The sequence below is a fragment of the Pediococcus claussenii ATCC BAA-344 genome (assembly GCF_000237995.1).
GTDB classification, from domain to species: domain Bacteria; phylum Bacillota; class Bacilli; order Lactobacillales; family Lactobacillaceae; genus Pediococcus; species Pediococcus claussenii.
Window position 1 is genome coordinate 1,020,957 of record NC_016605.1, and the last position, 17,916, is coordinate 1,038,872.

18 protein-coding genes are annotated in these 17,916 nt (G+C 36.4%); 6 read left to right on the top strand and 12 right to left on the bottom strand.

What is annotated here, in order from left to right; translation table 11 throughout:
- Positions 1 to 10 precede the first annotated feature (10 nt).
- From PECL_RS04885 to PECL_RS04900, 4 genes are all read right to left on the bottom strand, one after another.
- Positions 11 to 745, bottom strand: coding sequence for a DnaD domain-containing protein (locus PECL_RS04885; RefSeq protein ID WP_014215483.1), 735 nt, complete (start codon positions 743 to 745; stop codon positions 11 to 13).
- Positions 746 to 765: 20 nt separating this feature from the next.
- Positions 766 to 2,067, bottom strand: a complete 1,302-nt coding sequence (gene asnS, locus PECL_RS04890) for an asparagine--tRNA ligase (protein WP_041534620.1) — start codon at positions 2,065 to 2,067, stop codon at positions 766 to 768.
- Positions 2,068 to 2,078: 11 nt separating this feature from the next.
- Entirely contained in the window at positions 2,079 to 2,573 is a 495-nt protein-coding gene (locus PECL_RS04895) for a hypothetical protein (RefSeq protein WP_014215485.1), read from the bottom strand.
- Positions 2,574 to 2,641: 68 nt separating this feature from the next.
- Positions 2,642 to 5,422: a helicase C-terminal domain-containing protein gene (locus PECL_RS04900; RefSeq protein WP_014215486.1), complete on the bottom strand. Its 2,781-nt coding sequence runs from the start codon at positions 5,420 to 5,422 to the stop codon at positions 2,642 to 2,644.
- A 115-nt stretch (positions 5,423 to 5,537) separates the two neighbouring features.
- Between PECL_RS04900 and mvk the strand changes: the two genes are divergently transcribed.
- Genes mvk through fni form a run of 4 tightly spaced genes read left to right on the top strand, consistent with a single transcriptional unit; the run spans position 5,538 to position 9,595 of the window.
- Positions 5,538 to 6,464, top strand: a complete 927-nt coding sequence (gene mvk / locus PECL_RS04905; RefSeq protein WP_014215487.1) for a mevalonate kinase — start codon at positions 5,538 to 5,540, stop codon at positions 6,462 to 6,464.
- Positions 6,465 to 6,469: 5 nt separating this feature from the next.
- Complete coding sequence (gene mvaD / locus PECL_RS04910; RefSeq protein WP_014215488.1) at positions 6,470 to 7,480, top strand: diphosphomevalonate decarboxylase; 1,011 nt, start codon at positions 6,470 to 6,472, stop codon at positions 7,478 to 7,480.
- A complete protein-coding gene (locus PECL_RS04915; protein ID WP_014215489.1) occupies positions 7,473 to 8,555 on the top strand; it encodes a phosphomevalonate kinase in 1,083 nt (360 codons plus the stop codon). The genes mvaD and PECL_RS04915 overlap by 8 nt, the downstream gene beginning before the upstream one ends.
- Before the next feature lie 8 nt (positions 8,556 to 8,563).
- Positions 8,564 to 9,595, top strand: a complete 1,032-nt coding sequence (fni, locus tag PECL_RS04920; protein ID WP_014215490.1) for a type 2 isopentenyl-diphosphate Delta-isomerase — start codon at positions 8,564 to 8,566, stop codon at positions 9,593 to 9,595.
- A 111-nt stretch (positions 9,596 to 9,706) separates the two neighbouring features.
- Here the strand turns inward: fni and PECL_RS04925 are convergent, their stop codons facing one another.
- Entirely contained in the window at positions 9,707 to 11,068 is a 1,362-nt protein-coding gene (locus PECL_RS04925) for an RsmB/NOP family class I SAM-dependent RNA methyltransferase (RefSeq protein WP_014215491.1), read from the bottom strand.
- A gap of 71 nt (positions 11,069 to 11,139) precedes the next feature.
- Between PECL_RS04925 and PECL_RS04930 the strand changes: the two genes are divergently transcribed.
- On the top strand, positions 11,140 to 11,952 hold the full coding sequence (locus PECL_RS04930; RefSeq protein WP_014215492.1) for a Cof-type HAD-IIB family hydrolase: 813 nt from the start codon (positions 11,140 to 11,142) through the stop codon (positions 11,950 to 11,952).
- 136 nt (positions 11,953 to 12,088) lie between these two features.
- On the opposite strand, the gene PECL_RS04935 is transcribed toward PECL_RS04930, so the two are convergent.
- Positions 12,089 to 12,277: a 2-hydroxymuconate tautomerase gene (locus PECL_RS04935; RefSeq protein WP_014215493.1), complete on the bottom strand. Its 189-nt coding sequence runs from the start codon at positions 12,275 to 12,277 to the stop codon at positions 12,089 to 12,091.
- 123 nt (positions 12,278 to 12,400) lie between these two features.
- Here PECL_RS04935 and PECL_RS04940 point away from each other — a divergent pair, with 123 nt between their 5' ends.
- Complete coding sequence (locus PECL_RS04940) at positions 12,401 to 13,822, top strand: C69 family dipeptidase (protein WP_014215494.1); 1,422 nt, start codon at positions 12,401 to 12,403, stop codon at positions 13,820 to 13,822.
- A 151-nt stretch (positions 13,823 to 13,973) separates the two neighbouring features.
- Here the strand turns inward: PECL_RS04940 and rplS are convergent, their stop codons facing one another.
- From rplS to PECL_RS04970, 6 genes are all read right to left on the bottom strand, one after another.
- A complete protein-coding gene (rplS, locus tag PECL_RS04945; RefSeq protein WP_014215495.1) occupies positions 13,974 to 14,324 on the bottom strand; it encodes a 50S ribosomal protein L19 in 351 nt (116 codons plus the stop codon).
- A 115-nt stretch (positions 14,325 to 14,439) separates the two neighbouring features.
- Positions 14,440 to 15,174 carry a tRNA (guanosine(37)-N1)-methyltransferase TrmD gene (trmD, locus tag PECL_RS04950; RefSeq protein ID WP_014215496.1) on the bottom strand — a complete coding sequence of 245 codons (735 nt, stop codon included), beginning with the start codon at positions 15,172 to 15,174 and terminating at the stop codon, positions 14,440 to 14,442.
- Positions 15,175 to 15,684, bottom strand: a complete 510-nt coding sequence (gene rimM, locus PECL_RS04955; protein WP_014215497.1) for a ribosome maturation factor RimM — start codon at positions 15,682 to 15,684, stop codon at positions 15,175 to 15,177. It lies immediately after the preceding gene.
- Positions 15,685 to 15,770: 86 nt separating this feature from the next.
- Positions 15,771 to 16,043 carry a 30S ribosomal protein S16 gene (gene rpsP, locus PECL_RS04960; RefSeq protein ID WP_014215498.1) on the bottom strand — a complete coding sequence of 91 codons (273 nt, stop codon included), beginning with the start codon at positions 16,041 to 16,043 and terminating at the stop codon, positions 15,771 to 15,773.
- A gap of 83 nt (positions 16,044 to 16,126) precedes the next feature.
- On the bottom strand, positions 16,127 to 17,557 hold the full coding sequence (gene ffh / locus PECL_RS04965; protein WP_014215499.1) for a signal recognition particle protein: 1,431 nt from the start codon (positions 17,555 to 17,557) through the stop codon (positions 16,127 to 16,129).
- A gap of 11 nt (positions 17,558 to 17,568) precedes the next feature.
- The gene (locus PECL_RS04970) at positions 17,569 to 17,910 is read right to left on the bottom strand and encodes a putative DNA-binding protein (protein WP_014215500.1); all 342 of its coding nucleotides are present in this window, start codon (positions 17,908 to 17,910) and stop codon (positions 17,569 to 17,571) included.
- Positions 17,911 to 17,916 lie beyond the last annotated feature (6 nt).

The following is a 17,916-nucleotide window of genomic DNA, read 5'->3' on the forward strand; positions in this document are numbered from 1 at the left end:
TTATTTTGCATTATTTAATGGAGCCGTCTTCACCAAATCTAAAGATTGGAATTTGAACCGCCTTTTTAGGCTTTTCATTTGAATTCACTTGTTTACGCTCACCTTTTCTAACATCTCGTACATATGCCTCGACCTGTTGAGCTGTCTTAATATTTCTTTTTTCCCATGAAAGTAAAATTCGATCCATATATTTAAGGCTATATGCTTGGTTTAATGTCGCTTCTTTTAACGCCGCCCTTATAAGCTCTGGTGAATAATGATCGTCTTCCATCCACGCATTTATACTTTCTATCTCCAATGGCGATAATGGTCTATTGAATTCTAATTGTATTTGATCAAAAATAGCTTCCTTATCATCCTGTTTAACTTGACTAACAGCCTTATTCTTTTCCTCTTTCAATTTAACTTGATCACCCTTCAATAAGGCGATCAGTTTTTGATCAAGTAATTTGAAATCATAAAAATCAGTTTGTTGTCCGCGTTCATTTTTACGTTGGCTAATACTCATTATTTTTTTCTGTTGCAATGATTGAAGTAAACTATATAAATTCTGAATATCTGTCCCAATATAATTAGCTAACGCATCCATTTCAGGGAAAAAATTACCCCTGCCCTGCTCTTTTTTTATCTGAAGATAAAGTAAAAACTCGTCATTCGACATGCCGAGTTTTTTAAAATTATCCATCAATAAATTAGGGACAGTGGTACTTCCGTCTTGCAATATTTTTAATAATATTTCATCCATAACTGCCTCCAACACTAGTTCTAGGGATTCAAACGATTCAATAAACGTGGAAATGGAATGGCTTCTCGAATATGACTTTCTCCAGTAATCCATGTGATCGCTCTTTCGAGTCCCAATCCAAATCCTGAATGCGGCACCGAACCATATCTGCGTAAGTCTAAATACCAATCATATGCTTCGGGATCTAAACCAGCTGCTTTAATGGCTGCCTCTAGTTTATCAAAATCATCTTCCCTTTCAGAGCCCCCAATAATTTCTCCATATCCTTCAGGTGCCAAAAGATCCGCACATATATATACATCATCACGAGTTGGATGTGGTTTCATGTAAAATGGCTTGATAGCCTTGGGATAGTTCAAAATAAAGACTGGCTGATCAAATTGCTCTGCTAAATATGTTTCTTCTGGCGAACCAAAGTCAGCTCCCCATTGAATCTCAGGAAAATCTCCCGACTCCTGTAACATTTCAATAGCTTTATCATATGAAATTTTAGGATAAGGTAGCTTAGTATACTTCTTTAAAATCTCAGGATCCCGTCCGAGAAGTGATAATTCATACTCACAATTATCTAAAACACTTTGTACGAGAAAAGCAACATAACGTTCTTGTACTTCCAGGCTTTCTTCTTGATGCATGAATGCCATTTCAGGTTCAATCATCCAAAATTCAATTAGATGACGTCGTGTTTTTGATTTTTCTGCCCTGAAGGTTGGTCCAAATGAGAATACCTTATCAAAAGCAAGTGCACCAGCTTCTTCATATAGCTGGCCACTTTGTGATAAATATGCTTCCTTATCAAAATACTTAGTTTTAAATAGTTCTGTCGTGCCTTCTGGAGCACTTCCAGTTAGGATTGGAGCGTCAATTTTTATATAACCCTCTTTATTAAAAAACACATATGTCGCACGAATAATTTCATTTCTGATAACCATCATGGCATGGGGCTTTGTTGAACGGAGCCATAGGTGACGATGATCGAGCAAGAAATCAATACCGTGTTCTTTGGGAGTAATAGGATAATCTTCACTTTCACCCACTACTTTCAAACCTGAAACTTCAATTTCGAAACCAAAATGTGAACGAGTATCTTCGTGAATTACACCCGTTATAATCATACTTGTTTCTTGACGTAAATGACGAATTAATTCATATAAATCGTCTCCAAGCTGACTTTTAACAGCTACCCCCTGAAAAAATGCTGTTCCATCTCTCAATTGTAAAAATGAAATTTTTCCACTAGAGCGCTTATCAGTCAACCACGCACCGATTTCAACTTCTTGATCTACGTAATCCTTTGCATCAATAATGTTAATTTTCTTCAAACCAATCACTCCTAATAAGTATTTACCGCATTAATTATTTTCCCCGAATCAAAGGCAACTGTCTTCACTACTAGATGATTAGCCTTAGAAATATAACTGACAACCCATACCGCTTGGTTTTTGTAATACCCAAAAGAAGTATTTGTGATCTGATCAATTTTTGACTTTTTAATTACAGTATTGATCGCTGTCTGTTTTGAAACACCCTTTGCTCGGTTAAAAACTTGTAACTTTTTGCCCTTATTGCTTACAACCACAAGGACATCTTTTCCACTCCGTTTACCAGTAACCGAATATTGTGGATCACCATGCGTAAATCGCATAACACTTCCGATACTGGTCAATCCCACTTTTTTCTTAACCAAACTAGTAACCTGTTTATCTGTTTGACGGACAGGAGCAACCAATTCATTTGAAATAAGCAAGATGATACCAACGAGGCTAACTACAATAATCGTTAGGATGATCAGAAACGGGTGTTTTCCTTTTTTATTTCTTCGTTCCATACTCAATCCCTCCAATTACTTTACTACCGCTCTAAATTATATCCCATTTGATACTACTAAATAAAGGGTCATTTGGATCGATAAAAATTTTTTAAATCATTTCTAATTTTTTCAACATCATTTATTTTGTTTTCAACACCATTAGGAAGCTGACTAATAAACTGTTTGCCATATTTACGATCGATAATACGACGATCTAAAACAACGACAGCTCCTCTATCATCACTTTTCCGAATAACCCTACCAATCCCTTGCTTAAAAGTTAATAATGCATCAGGAAGTAAGAAGCTCTGAAAGACATTCTTAGATGTTACCTTTGCCAATTGGGAAAGTTTATCCTCAGGCGATCTGAATGGTAACCTGGTAATTATTAAATATTCTAATTGGTCACCTGGAAAATCCACCCCCTCCCAAAAACTTGCTGCTCCTAAAACAATTGCATTTTCTTCATCGTTGAACTCACGAATTATTTTTGCACGGGAACCGTTAATTCCTTGTGCTAAAACTTTACGATCCTCATTTAGATCTGTCATTCTTAATAACCCATAAACATGTGCCAAAGTTTCCAAAGAATTAAACAACACTAAGGTTTGTTTATCAATACCCTTAGTTAATTTATAAATACTTTCTGCTAAAAATTGTTCATAGTTTTGGTAACTTTTTTCTTGAGATATTGAAAAATCAGAGTCGAGAACCTCAAATTTAAGTCTATTTTTGTAGTCAATTTCAGAATTAAAAGTTCTAATCTTTGTCGAATCAGAATTAAAATCAAAATTTTGCAAAAAATACTTTCGATTATGACCAGCAAATAATGTTCCACCGATTAGCAACGTTTTTGCAAAAGTTTTTTCTACCTTCGAGTTATAAAAGGCAGTTGCTTCAGCAATTTCTCTTGCTACTCTTATTGACCTTTGATCATGATTTGCACCAACCAATACCGAAAAGACCTCTCCTTTTGGTTTCTTTTGGATAATTTTTTTCATCATTTCGTACGCAATTTCAAAGATTTCCGCGTCTGTTTGAATGTTCAATAGCAAATCACGATCTTCACTCAACAAATAATCTTCGTTACTTTGCTGTATCAGCTTTTGAATTGCAACCATACCATTCGCTAAATCATCGTATATTCGTTTCCATTCTGCATTCTTTCTAAGAAGAAAAGATGTATCAATCGCTAATTCAAATGGTTGTCCTGTTAACTGCGTATGGGTAAATTTTTTTACAAATTTAGCAAAAAGGATTGCTTGAAAATCCTCAATATCATTTGTTAATCTAAGCAAAACGTTCTGAGTACTCTGTAGATCATTTTGTGAAAGGCGGGTAGCTTGTCCATTGCGCTGAGTTTTAAATAGCCAGTCTTTTATATTTTCATTAATCTTTGTAACCTTATTTAGGAGTGTTGTTAAATCAATAATAATTTCATTGAATTGTTTTAAATCACTCACAAAATGTTGGGCTTCATCAACTACCAAGAAGGGGCTATTATAATTATTCTTTTTTACAAATTCATCAATATTTTTAATCAAAAAATTATGATTTGTAATTAAGACATTAGCAGTCTGTCGCCGAGCTAGATTTCTTCGATAAAAATCAAACTCGAAAAAGGGATTAGTTTCCCCTTGTATTGCCCCTCCACGATAACGAACTTCTTCAATAAAGTTAGAAAAACCAACATGCTGATTGATTTCATCCAAATCACCAGTATTTGTTTCAAGTAACCAGACCATCACTTTCATTGCAAGTAATTTCGATTCCTTACTTAGTTGTCCATTCTTCAATTGTTTTTCTAACAGATTAAGATCCAAATAATTGTGATTAGACTTAACTATTTCTAAGTTTATGGGAGTTGGTAAAATACGATTTAATACCCTATTTCCCTCCTGTAAAACTTGTTCCTGAAGGATGGTAGTCGGAACACTAACGACCATTTGTCTATTTTCAATCACACTAAGATAAGCTAACGGTAATAAATATCCTAATGTTTTCCCCATTCCAGTCGGCGCCTCAATCACCAAGTTTTTAATATTTTCTTTTCTTAAATTACGAAACACATAGTTCATCAGTGATGATTGTGTTTTTCTAATAGCCAGGTAATCTCCAAACAAATGTTGCTTTTCCTTCTTCGTCATTGGAAATTCCGCGATCTTATCAAGCGGTGCCGTTTGATAACCATCAGGTCTGCGTAATGCAATCCCATTTACGACGACCAAATTTGAAGGTAAATCTTTTTTTCGTTCTTTGTTTATATTTAATGCGTCTTTAACCACTTCAAAAGTATCCCTGGGAAGAGCTTCCCCCAGTTTAGCCAACTCTTTCAAAGTAACTAACGGCAACCCCTGTATCTTCTTAAGCAGGTGGATTAAGACATAGGCTGTTGCCCTAGAGTCACTATTTGCAGAATGCGGGTTTAAATGCTCTATGCCTAGATAATGGGTTAAATCTCTTAATCGATACCCAGGTGCCTTTGCAAAAATAACCTGACTTAGAGTAACCGTATCAATTGCTGGTGTATCAAGTGAAGGGTATCCACTCCTCATAAATTCATCATTCAAAAAAGGAAAGTCAAAATTCACATTATGTGCTACAAAATTTGTTCCTTGTAACATTGCAAAAACTTTTCCAGCAATATCAGAAAATTTAGGCGCAGTATCAACCCTTTCTTGAGTAATCCCCGTTAGCCTTGTAATCATAGCAGGAACGGACCTCTCGGGATTCACATCACTACTATATTCATCAACAATTCGCCCATTCTCAATAAATGTACACCCAATTTGTATTATTCGATTTTCGCCATTCATGTCATTGCCAGTCGTTTCTAAGTCAACAACAGCATATCTTTTATTTAACATTTTTCTTCCCTCAATTCATTCCTTCTTAATTTTACCAAAAGATAAGGTTTAGAGCATAGAATAAACAGCAATATTAAGGTATCATTTAATTTGCATATAAAAAGGAGTGTAAAATATGGATACTTTCCAATCGGCTAGTAATGCCAAGATTATACTCATTGGTGAACACAGCGTTGTTTATGGTGAGCCCGCCATTGCAATGCCCATAAAAAATATTCAAACACGTGTTCAAGTTGAACCAATTGCTGGTCCCATTTGGATTGAAAGTCGTTATTACTCTGGTACAATTTTATCTGAGCAAGCCAACAATTTAAGCGGCATATTCCGATTAATTGAGGCTTGTTTTCAGCAGTTAAATCGTCCTTTGCAAAATGTTAAGATAACTATTAATAGTGATATACCTTCTGAGCGGGGGATGGGATCGTCGGCGTCAACTGCAGTTGCAATAGTTCGTGGTATTTTTGGCTATTACAATCAGTCACTTAATCAGGCGACCCTTACTCAGCTCACTAATATTTCCGAGTCCGTCATTCACGGCAATCCAAGTGGACTCGATGTAGCAGCAACGAGTTCTTCTCTACCAATTTGGTATCAAAAAAAAAGGGAACTCTCTTATTTTCATTCAAATCTGAATGGTTATCTTGTAATTGCTGATAGTGGCGTCAAGGGTAAAACAGATGAAGCCGTTTCTCGGGTCCGTCTTAAGGTTTCACAAAATGCTGAGGCATTACAACGAATTAAGCATCTCAGTTCGCTCACTCATGATGCTCGAACAGCAATTGAATTAAATCAAATTGACGACCTAGGATTGATTTTTAATGAGGCCCATCAAGATTTAAAATATTTAGGAGTTAGCGACCCTTCAGTTGAAACACTTATTAAAACGGCAAACCGGCATGGTGCTCTTGGTAGCAAGCTTACCGGAGGTGGCCTTGGCGGTTGTATTATCGCGCTTTCGGCCACCAAAAACACGGCCGAAAATTTAAGGTCAGCACTACTTAACAGTGGTGCAACTGAAGCTTGGATTGAACGCTTTGGATAAAAACTATGAATAATACTCATAATAAAACTGGTTTTGCACGTGCTCATACTAATATTGCACTTGTTAAATACTGGGGGAAAAGTGATGAAGATCTTATACTACCAACTAATGACAGTATTTCATTAACTTTAAGGGACTTCTATACAGATACAGAGGTAACTTTTGAAAAAAATATTAAAAAAAACAAGCTCTGGATTAATGGCAGCCGAGTTGATGATTCCAAACTGCTTCGTGTTAATAGAGTGATTGATTTAGTAAAGAAAAAGTTTAAAATCAATCAATTTGCCAGCATAAAGTCAGTAAACCACGTCCCTACATCTGCAGGGCTTGCATCTTCGGCATCGGCAATGGCAGCTTTATCGGGCGCCGCTTGGAAAGCTGCGACAGACCTAGCTCCTGACCTGCGAGAACTATCAAAAATTGCTCGCATTGGGTCTGGTTCTGCGTCAAGGTCCATTTATGGCGGATTTGTACGTTGGCATCGTGGAATTGATCATGATACTTCCTTTGCCACCCCTATTCCAACTAAAAATTTTGACGATTTGAGAATTATCACAGTAGTGGTTAATTCCGCGGCAAAAAAAATTCTAAGCACTAACGGAATGAAAAGCGTTGCACAAACTTCACCATTCTTTGATTCTTGGGTTCAGCAGGCTAATCAAGACGTAACCAAAATGATTAGTGCACTTGAAATCGGTGACTTTGACAAGTTAGGAATGATTGCAGAGCAAAATGCTATGCTGATGCATTCAACAACCCTTTCCGCCAACCCTGCTTTTACTTATTTTGAACCTGCTACTTTACAAATTATCAATATAGTCCATCATCTCCGTGAAGATGGTATACATTGCTACTTTACAATCGATGCTGGACCAAATGTTAAAATTATTTGTCAACAGAATTCTGTGACAAGTATTAAAAATAAACTTCAACAAGATTTTAAACAGGACCAAATCATCGAAACTCAAGTTGGCCCTGGTATTACATTTTCAAAAATAGAGGGAAATCATGATTAAAGAACAAGCACCTGGAAAATTATACATAGCTGGTGAATATGCAGTAGTTGAACCTGGTCACAGTGCCATTATTGTTGCATTAAATCAATTTGTGACAGCCAGCATCGAACCAACCACAAAAAAAGTCGGAAATATTATTTCTGAGCAGTTTCAAAATGACATTCTATCATGGCGTCGACAAGGCAATAAAATGATTGTTGATAATCGTGACAATCCTTATCACTATATTCTTTCTGCTATTTCAATAACAGAAGAATTAGCTTCCCTTTTAGACAAAAAGTTAATGACTTTTAATTTATATATATCTAGCGAATTAGATAGCAAAGATGGAAAAAAATATGGCTTGGGTAGCTCAGCGGCAGTTACCGTTGCTACTATCAAAGCATTAGCTAAGTTCTATCAAATTAATCTAAACAAAGAGTTGCTATTTAAATTAGCTGCTATCGCCCATCTCGATGTTCAAGGAAACGGTTCTCTGGGAGATATCGCCGCAAGTGTTTATGGCGGGTGGATTGCGTATCACTCATTTAATCGTGACTGGCTCAGTAGTATTCGTAGAACCCAAGATTTAGAAACTATTTTAAAAACTACATGGCCTGATCTAAAAATTGAATTACTAACCCCCCCTTCTGACTTGGAATTATTGATCGGTTGGACTGGTTCTCCTGCTTCGACTTCAAATCTAGTCGATCAAGTTGCTTCGACTAGTTATCAAGAATCAACTCACTATACTCAGTTTTTAAGAGATAGCGAAATTTGCATTCAAGAACTAATAACCGGATTTAAAAATGGTGATTCAGTGGCCGTTCAACATGCAATTAATCAAAATCGAATTCTATTAAAAAAACTAAGCGCATTCAGTGGTGTTTTAATTGAAACACCTGAACTTTTAAAATTATGCGAAATTGCAAGTCAGTTTAATGGCGTTTCAAAATCATCTGGTGCTGGTGGAGGTGACTGTGGTATCGTTCTCATCAATAAAAATGAGGATATTTCTGGTTTAAAGGAATCGTGGAGTAATAATTCAATCACACCACTTAACTTGGACGTTCATGACGTAACAGAAATTATGTAGGAGACTTTATGAAAAATATTCAATCGCACCGTAAAGATGAACATGTTTCTCTTGCAGAAAAATTTTATCAACCTGTAGCTGATGCGGGTTTTGAACAAGTCCGTTTAATTCCGACCGCTATTCCCGAGTTAAACGAGTCTGATATACATCTAGAATCCGTTCTTGCTGGGATTAAAATTTCTACACCCTTTTTCATTCAAGCAATGACTGGTGGAAGTGAAAACACCAAACGAATCAATGCTCGTTTAGCACATATTGCTAGCCAAACAGGCCTCGCCATGGCTGTCGGTTCACAATCAGTTGCGCTACGAAATTCCGATCTGGTTTCTACTTTTCAAATCGTTCGCAAAGTAAATCCAAAGGGAATTATTTTAGCCAATGTTGGAGCTGGCGTACCCGTCGTGTATGCTCAACAGGCCGTTAATATGATTAAAGCTGATGCACTGCAAATTCACATAAATGTTGCTCAGGAAATCGTTATGCCCGAAGGTGAAACTGAATTTACTTGGCTTAAAAACATTCAAAATATAATTCAAAAAGTTCATGTTCCTGTCATTTTAAAGTCAGTCGGTTTCGGACTCTCAACTGCCGACCTTGAAATTTTACAAGCGATAGGTGTTAAGTATTTTGACTTAGGCGGTTCTGGTGGTACTAATTTTATTGACATAGAAAACCAAAGGAATCATAGCGCTCAATATGCTTACCTACGAAATTGGGGATTATCAACTGTTGAATCTTTGCTTGAGGCACGTAACTATAAGGACCTATCATATACAGCAACCGGTGGAATTAGAAATCCTCTCGATATTGTTAAGGCGATTGCCTTAGGTGCTAAAAATGTTGGAATTGCTGGGTACTTCTTGCATCAAATCATTAATGAAAAAGATGATAACGTTATTATTTCCAATATTGAAGATTGGAAACATCAAGTTAAACAAATTATGCTTATGCTTGGAATGGATCATATTGAATCGCTTACAAACAATCAAATCATTCTTTCTAGTGAATTATCGAACTTTAAAAATCAACGTCATATTTAGGCACATCTTAATTTAAAATAGCCCTCAATAAAAGCCTGCAAAGTAAAACTTTTCTGCAGGCTTTTCTATTTTCATTTATCAACAGATCATACTTCACAATTTTTACATAGTTTATAAAACATTCATCCTTAATCCTTTAGGATAAAAGTTTTTTAATGTTCCATTCACTAACTTTGCAGGTCCTACAATTGTGTCGTCCACGCAGACTGCTACCCAGCCATTTTTTGCTTGATTTGTTTCCAAGTCTATCGTGTCGCCATGCACATATTGCTTCCATTCGTCCGCAGAAATTTGAACGATATTTTTAATATCATCCTTTTTTAGAGCAAGCACCAAACTTAAACTAGGCTCAAATCGATTCTTTTTAAAAGCTCCTAACTCCCAACCTGGTTTAATATATCTTAATTTTGATAAATCTATTTCTTCATTCCTGCTATATAAAATATTTCCAACTGCAAATACGTTCTTGATCTCAATATGGTCAGAAAGAAAAGACTGCTTAAAATCATTCCATAGTCTTTGCTGTTCTTTTTCTAGTCTAGTTTGGCTCTTTCTTCGTTTCTTCGCTTTCTCACTTATGACTTGGGCGTCTAGACTTAGTTTTGCCATAAAGTGGCCTTCACCCCTAAAGTGCTGCGGAAAAAGTCGTATAGCCTTTTTCAATTCTTGATTACCATTGGCCCATTCTGGTCGGCCACTGTCCATTCCGGATCCCTTAGGAAGTTCAACCATTGCAAGATCTGGATAATTATCTAGTAGCCAAGCAATAATTTGTTCGTCTTCTTCTGGTGCAAAGGTGCAGGTAGAGTATACAATCTGCCCTCCGGGAGCTAACATCTTCATAGCACTTTTGAGAATCTCTTTTTGTCGTCTTGCACATTCTAACGAATAATCCCTGTGCCAATACTGAACTGCCCCAGGATCTTTTCTAAACATTCCCTCACCTGAACATGGAGCATCAACAACAATAATGTCAAAATATTCCCCAAAAACATGTTCCAAACGATCTGGAGATTCATTTAGAATTACCGTATTTTGAGTTCCAAATCTTTCTAAATTTTCAGCTAGTATCTTAGCACGCCCACGATTAATTTCGTTTGAAACGAGGATTCCCTCTTGATTCATAAAACTTGCTAAATATGTTGATTTCCCACCGGGTGCAGCACACAAATCTAAAACTTTTTGTCCTGGCTTTGGATGTGTAATCTCTCCAACCAGCATGGCACTAGGTTCCTGACTATAAATACCTCCACTTTGATGATCAATTGTTTTCCCGTTAACTTTTCCATAATATCCCCAATCCGAATATGAGATGGGTTCACGTAGATCTGTATCATGTAGTAAGACGTCTCCTTTTAAAGGATTAATCCTAAAACCTTTTTCAACTGGTTGAGAAAAACTGTTTAAAAATTCAGTAGCATCGCTTCCAAGCAGTTTTTGATATTTTTTGATAAAATCGTCTGGTAAATTCATAAATTTCTTCCTTAATGTAGTAGTATCTATATATTAGCTTAAAAACATCTAAAAATGAATGGAGCACCCTTATGGAAAAACAACTCATCACTTTAGACCTTGATGGAACAACTCTAAATCAAGCTTCGTCACTTTCGAATACAACAATTAAAACATTACAGGCCGCTTCTAATGCAGGTCACATTGTCTCAATAATAACTGGTCGTCCCTATCGAATGGCAGTAGATATTTATGATCAACTTCAACTAAAAACTCCCATGGCCAATTTTAACGGAGCACTTACTCATATTCCCCACCAAAGTTGGGCAGGTGAATATCGTCGTTCGATCAATAAATCAATTGTGCTCGATCTACTAAAAAATAAGGATAAATATCACATTGAATTACTTGCAGTCGAAGATAAAGATTCCTATCTAGCAGACCATGGCTCCCCTGCATCGTTTGACTTTTTTCCACATACAATCGCTAAGAATCAAATTCTAACACCCGAGTCCCTAAGAAAAAATCCAACTTCGATTACGATCCTTGTTGAACCCAGATATGAAAACCAGGTTAAAAATCAGCTTTTACATCATTACGGTGATTTTATTGAGATTGGTGTTTGGGGTGGACCAAACAGTGTCTTAGAAATCGTTTCGAAGGGAATTCAAAAAGCTAAAGCCGTTAGCTATATCGCGAATTATTATGGAATTGATCGCAGCAATATCATCGCATTTGGAGATGAACATAACGATGCTGAAATGCTCGACTTTGTTGGACGTGGTGTCGCAATGAAGAATGCCACACCTCAAATTAAAGGTATTGCCAACGATATAACCGAATTTGATAATGATCATGATGGTGTTGCACGCTATCTTACACAGTATTTAAAATTGGCTCAATAATTACACTTAAAAACAACCGATAATTCCTTGGTAAAATGAATTAACTTTCAAAATAAGATTATTGATTAATCTTTGAACGTCGATTCTAACCTAGGTAATTCCGGTTGTTTTAATTTAAATTAATAATCAATTCAAATTACTTTTCGTCGCTTTTTAAAATTCCGGCAACTGAGTAGTTATTTTTCTTCATCTCGTTTAAAACAACATGAACATGCTCTGCAGGAGCACCAGTATTTTTAACAATGGCAGTAGTTACGTCTTTGACTAACCCACGTAATTGTTCTTCACTCCTACCTTCAATTAGATCAATATGGACCAATGGCATAGTATTCCTCCTCATTAAAATGTTGATTAATATATGATAGCATGCTTTTACCGTCTAATCCAAGCTCTGTTATAACCGTTAGCAAAACCGTATAATATAAATATAAAAAGGAGTGTTTAAAATATGGATAATAAATATTCTGCCTGCACAAGTTTTTTAGCAGGGAATCGAGCAACCGCAGATGGTTCTACAATTATCGCTAGGAATGAAGATTCGAAACCATCATGGCCAAAACATTTTAAAGTTCAAAGTCACGAAAGTATTGAAGATAATCATTTTAAATCTAACGAAAATAACTTTGAAATGAATTTATCATCAATCAGAGCCAAGTACACTTCTACACCTGAATGGACCGATGAATTTGGGCTATTTGAAGAAGATGGAATTAATGAATATGGGGTTGCAATGAGTGCAACCGAAAGCGCCTATACTAATCCAAGAGTACTTAGCTTCGATCCTCTTGAAACTGATTCAGGCATTGGAGAAGAGGCTATGATTACCGTCGTTTTGCCATACGTTAAAACTGCACGCGATGCGGTTATCTATCTTGGAAAGATCATCGAACAACATGGTACCTCCGAAACAAACGGAATTCTCTTTTCTGATAAAGATGAGGTTTGGTATATGGAAACCGCTGGCGGGCACCAATGGGTAGCGCAAAGAATTCCTGACGATTCATATGCGATAGTCTCAAATCAGCTTTCGATTCAAGAGATAGATTTTAATGATTCAAACTCGTTTTTATTCAAGGACGACATTAAAGAATTCGTGGAAAATAATCATCTAAATCCCGATCCCAAAAGTTTTAATTTCCGTAATATTTTTGGACTTAATGATCTATCTGATGAATATTACAATACTCCTCGAGTATGGGAGGGACAACGGATTCTTAATCCGGAAATCGAACAAAGTCCAGTAAGTCACGATATGCCCTTTATTCGAAAAGCCAGTAAATTAATTCAATTGGAGGATATAAAACAAATTTTAGGATCACACTACGAAGGAACACCATTTGACCCTGCTGGCAGCGGCTCTGATGAAGAAAAGCATCGTTTTAGGCCAATTAGTCTACCGGCAACTCAAGAGTCGCATATCCTTCAAATTAGGCCTGATTTGCCAATTGATTTAGGTGGAATTCATTGGTTATGCATGGGTGTCGCTGCTGAAAGTATCTACGTTCCATTTTTCGCTGGTATTTCAGAAACTCCAGCTGCATATCACAATGGAAAACAAAACTATTCGTCTGACTCAGCCTATTGGACATTCAAATTATCCAGCGTACTTGTTGGAGCTCACTATTCAAACTTTATTAAACAATTAAATGATATGCGGACAAGTACCAATGTCATAATTAATTCTCGATTACACTCCTTGCAAGTTGATATTTTAAATTCCCAAGATGAGGAACGACAATATAAACTTAACCAAGCGGCTAAAGAAATAAGCGACATTGCCATTGATGCTTTTAAAGAATTTAATTCTAAAATAATTAGTGCATCAACTGCGTTGTCTCCTTTATACTTTGAACATAACTCAAATTTATAATATAAATTAAACGGTAAAATACTAAGATCATATCGCTTATTACCCTCGAATTATTTTCTTTAGTAACTGATTTTATCCAAAAAACCTAAACCTAGGTTCCATGTAAATAAAAGAAGCCATCCTTATCGGATGGCTTCTTTTATTATTATAATTATTTACGACGATCTTCCTTAATACGAGCTGCCTTACCATGTAATGCACGTAAGTAGTACAACTTAGCACGACGAACACGTCCATGACGAACTACTTCAATCTTAGCAACACGTGGTGAATGTAATGGGAAAGTACGTTCCACACCCACACCGTTACTGATCTTACGAACAGTATAAGTAGCGCTAATCCCACTACCATGGCGTTTAATTACAACACCTTCAAAAAGTTGGATACGTTCGTTTGTACCTTCAACAACACGGGCATGAACGCGAACTGAATCACCTGCACGGAATTCAGGAATATCATCACGTAATTGATCCTTTGTAATCTTTTCAATTAATTGATTCATAAAAATAAATCTCCTTCGCCAATCTTCATTAACCCTCTAAGAGCCAGCGGAACATTGTTAATTAGTCAACAAGACCATTAACAATGTTACCACAATCAATCAGTTTCTGTAAAGGTCATTTCTTTTCTTTTAAATCTGCTAAATAATCTAAATCCGCAACGGATAACTTTGCTTTATGAATTAAATCTGGTCTACGTTCGCTAGTTTTCTTTAAACTTTGCTGGCGTCGCCATAAGTCAACTTTACCGTGATCTCCACTTAAAAGTATACTTGGTACTTCCATTCCGCGAAAATTGGCCGGTCTTGTATACTGTGGATACTCAAGCAATCCTGAAGAATAAGAGTCACCCGGTGCCGATTCTTTATTTCCGAGAATTTCTGGAATTAATCTGACAGTTGCATCAATTATTGTTAAAGCCGCTAGTTCCCCACCTGTAATCACAAAATCGCCCAGCGATACTTCATCAGTAACTAAAGTTTTGATACGTTCATCGTAACCTTCGTAGTGTCCACAAATAAAAGTTAATTGTTCTTCCTTTGAGAATTCTTCAGCCATTTTTTGATTAAATCTTTTACCAGCGGGATCAACCAAAATCACACGTCCCATTTTCCCATTATTTTTTTGACTCACATGTTCCATTGCATCAAATATTGGTTGAGGAGTAAGCAACATTCCTGCCCCTCCACCATAGGGGTAGTCATCAACATTTCCATGTTTATTGGTTGAAAACTTTCTAAAATCTGTGACGTCAATATTAAGTTTATCTGCTTCAACTGCTTTTCCAATAATGGATTCATTAAGAGGTACTTCAACCATCCGCGGAAAAAGAGTAAGTATATCAATATTCATTTATTCAAGTCCTTCTGGAATATCAACCAAAACTTCATTTTGATCTGTATTTACTTTTAATATTACACTTTTAATATATGGCAACAGCAATTCTTTTCCGTTCCCAGTATCGACAACCCATACATCATTAGCTCCATAAGGTAAGATATCCTTTATCGACCCAATTTCACCGCGTTGTTGGTCTATGACTTTCAATCCAATAATCTCATGAAAGTAAAATTGACCTTCTTCAAGTTCATCTAACTGATCTTCAGCAATTTTTAGCGAATAACCTTTAAATTTTTCTACCTCATTAATTGAATCAAAATTCTCCAGTTTCAGTATGTATGTCCCCTTGTTGATTCGAGAGTGTTTTATAACGACTTGCTGAACTTTTTGATCGCCATTAAAAAGGTCTAAAATACTGCCAGAGGCAAAACGTTCCTCCGGAAAATCAGTTTGCGATATAACCTTAATTTCCCCACGAAGTCCTTGCGTATTTACAATTTTTCCTACATTAAAATATTCCATAAGAATCTCCCACAAAAATTGAATAGTTAAATAAAAATAAAGAGGCAGAACAAAAACGTTAGTTTTGCTCTGCCTCTTTTTAAACTCTACTTAGAGAATTTTGCTTCATGGTACTTCTTCATAATTCCTGCTTTTGAAAAGATATTCTTAACAGTATCTGAAGGTTGTGCACCATTGTTCAACCAACCCATGATATCATCTTCATTAAGCTTAACCTCTGCAGGTTCTGTTAATGGATTAAATGTACCAACTTGAGCGATAAAACGACCATCACGTGGTGAGCGAGAATCAGCGACCACAATACGATAAAAAGGACGTTTCTTTGAACCCATACGTTTCAAACGAATTTTTACAGACATAGCTTTCACCTCCACTAAAATTTCACAAGTAATAATATACCAATAAATTCATCAGATGTAAAGGTTTTTTTCTTTACACCCCATTAACGACGTTTGTTTTTCTTCATTCGTTTCTTTTTATTCTTCTTCTGGCGCTTAACCATTGAATTCATGGCCATTTTAGATAAACGCCCTGAAATACCGCTTCCCAGCATTCCTTCCATTCCATTAAAGTTACCCTTTGACATTTGATTCATCATCTTTTTCATTTGATTGAATTGTTTAATCATTCGGTTAACTTCAACTACTGGCTGTCCAGATCCTGCTGCAATTCTTCTGCGTCGGCTAGGATTTAAAATATCGGGATCTTCGCGCTCAGCAGCCGTCATTGAATAGATTATTGCCTTTGTATGTTCAATGTCTTTTGGATTAACATTCATATTTTTCATTGCAGGATTATTAGCCATACCTGGAATCATTTTCATAATGTCTTCCATTGGCCCCATATTTTGGACCTGCACTAATTGATCCACGAAATCATTAAAATCAAAGGTGTTCTCCCGAATCTTATCAGCCATTTCAGCTGCTTGTTTTTCATCAACATCCCTTTGTGTTTTCTCGATCAGGGTTAGCATATCACCCATTCCAAGAATTCGGGAAGCCATTCGATCTGGATGAAATACATCTAGATCTTCCATTTTTTCACCTTGTCCAACAAGCTTAATTGGTTTTCCGGTAACAGCACGAATTGAAAGTGCGGCACCTCCCCTTGTATCACCATCAAGCTTAGTTAACACGATACCTGTTATATCCAGTTTTTCATTGAAACCTTCAGCAGTATTAACAGCATTTTGACCAGTCATTGCATCAACAACCAGTAAAATTTCGTCGGGATGCGCCAATGCTTTTATATCAGCTAACTCTTGCATCAATGCTTCGTCAATCTGTAAACGTCCCGCCGTATCAATAAAAACATAATCATTATGATTTTCGCGAGCTACCTCTAACCCACGCTTTACAATATCTACAGGGTTAGCAGATGTACCTTCTTCATAAACAGGGACATCAATTCGCTGACCGACTTGAACTAATTGGTCAACCGCAGCTGGACGATAAACATCGGCTGCAATCAACAACGGCCTTGCATTTTGTTCGTTTTTTAATTTTAAAGCCAGTTTACCAGTTGTGGTCGTTTTACCTGCTCCTTGTAAACCAGTCATCATAATAATAGTTGGAATATGATCAGATTTATTAAGTGGTGCGTCTTCTGATCCCATCGTTTTAACTAATTCATCGTTGACTAACTTAATAATTTGCTGAGCAGGATTTAGCCCATCTAACACGTCAGAGCCAACCGCTTGGTCACGCACCGTTTTTACAAACTGTTTAACAACTTGGAAGTTAACATCAGCTTCTAATAATGCTAACCGGATTTCACGCATCGTATCACGTAAATCCGCCTCAGTAACTTTTCCCTTACGTCTTAAATTATTGAAAGTTTTCTGTAAACGTTCTGTTAATCCTTCGAATGCCATTTCTTTCCCCGCTATCCTTCTTCACTTTGTTCTAGCTCTGACACAAGTTGCCATAGCGTGTGATCATCTTTATAGTGTTCTTGAACATAATGAACTAAATTGTCTAATTGTTTATTTCGATTATCAAAATCCTGTAACAGTTTTAGACGCTCTTCATAATCCTCTAGAATTTTAGTTGTACGCTTAATGTTATCATAAACGGCCTGTCTACTAACACTAAACTCCTCAGAAATCTCGCCCAGTGAATAGTCATCAGCATAATACAAAGTAATGTATTCCTTTTGTTTTTTAGTTAAAAGCTCTCCATAAAACTCTAGCAAGCTATTAATTCTGTAATTTTTCTCGATTTCCAAGCAAAT

What these genes read in the sequence shown, in the direction of transcription:
- PECL_RS04885 (WP_014215483.1), bottom strand. Translation starts at nt 745, where the DNA reads ATGGATGAAATATTATTAAAAATATTGCAAGACGGAAGTACCACTGTC.
- PECL_RS04895 (WP_014215485.1), bottom strand. Translation starts at nt 2,573, where the DNA reads ATGGAACGAAGAAATAAAAAAGGAAAACACCCGTTTCTGATCATCCTA.
- PECL_RS04900 (WP_014215486.1), bottom strand. Translation starts at nt 5,422, where the DNA reads ATGTTAAATAAAAGATATGCTGTTGTTGACTTAGAAACGACTGGCAAT.
- mvk (WP_014215487.1), top strand. Translation starts at nt 5,538, where the DNA reads ATGGATACTTTCCAATCGGCTAGTAATGCCAAGATTATACTCATTGGT.
- mvaD (WP_014215488.1), top strand. Translation starts at nt 6,470, where the DNA reads ATGAATAATACTCATAATAAAACTGGTTTTGCACGTGCTCATACTAAT.
- PECL_RS04915 (WP_014215489.1), top strand. Translation starts at nt 7,473, where the DNA reads ATGATTAAAGAACAAGCACCTGGAAAATTATACATAGCTGGTGAATAT.
- fni (WP_014215490.1), top strand. Translation starts at nt 8,564, where the DNA reads ATGAAAAATATTCAATCGCACCGTAAAGATGAACATGTTTCTCTTGCA.
- PECL_RS04925 (WP_014215491.1), bottom strand. Translation starts at nt 11,068, where the DNA reads ATGAATTTACCAGACGATTTTATCAAAAAATATCAAAAACTGCTTGGA.
- PECL_RS04930 (WP_014215492.1), top strand. Translation starts at nt 11,140, where the DNA reads ATGGAAAAACAACTCATCACTTTAGACCTTGATGGAACAACTCTAAAT.
- PECL_RS04935 (WP_014215493.1), bottom strand. Translation starts at nt 12,277, where the DNA reads ATGCCATTGGTCCATATTGATCTAATTGAAGGTAGGAGTGAAGAACAA.
- PECL_RS04940 (WP_014215494.1), top strand. Translation starts at nt 12,401, where the DNA reads ATGGATAATAAATATTCTGCCTGCACAAGTTTTTTAGCAGGGAATCGA.
- rplS (WP_014215495.1), bottom strand. Translation starts at nt 14,324, where the DNA reads ATGAATCAATTAATTGAAAAGATTACAAAGGATCAATTACGTGATGAT.
- trmD (WP_014215496.1), bottom strand. Translation starts at nt 15,174, where the DNA reads ATGAATATTGATATACTTACTCTTTTTCCGCGGATGGTTGAAGTACCT.
- rimM (WP_014215497.1), bottom strand. Translation starts at nt 15,684, where the DNA reads ATGGAATATTTTAATGTAGGAAAAATTGTAAATACGCAAGGACTTCGT.
- rpsP (WP_014215498.1), bottom strand. Translation starts at nt 16,043, where the DNA reads ATGTCTGTAAAAATTCGTTTGAAACGTATGGGTTCAAAGAAACGTCCT.
- ffh (WP_014215499.1), bottom strand. Translation starts at nt 17,557, where the DNA reads ATGGCATTCGAAGGATTAACAGAACGTTTACAGAAAACTTTCAATAAT.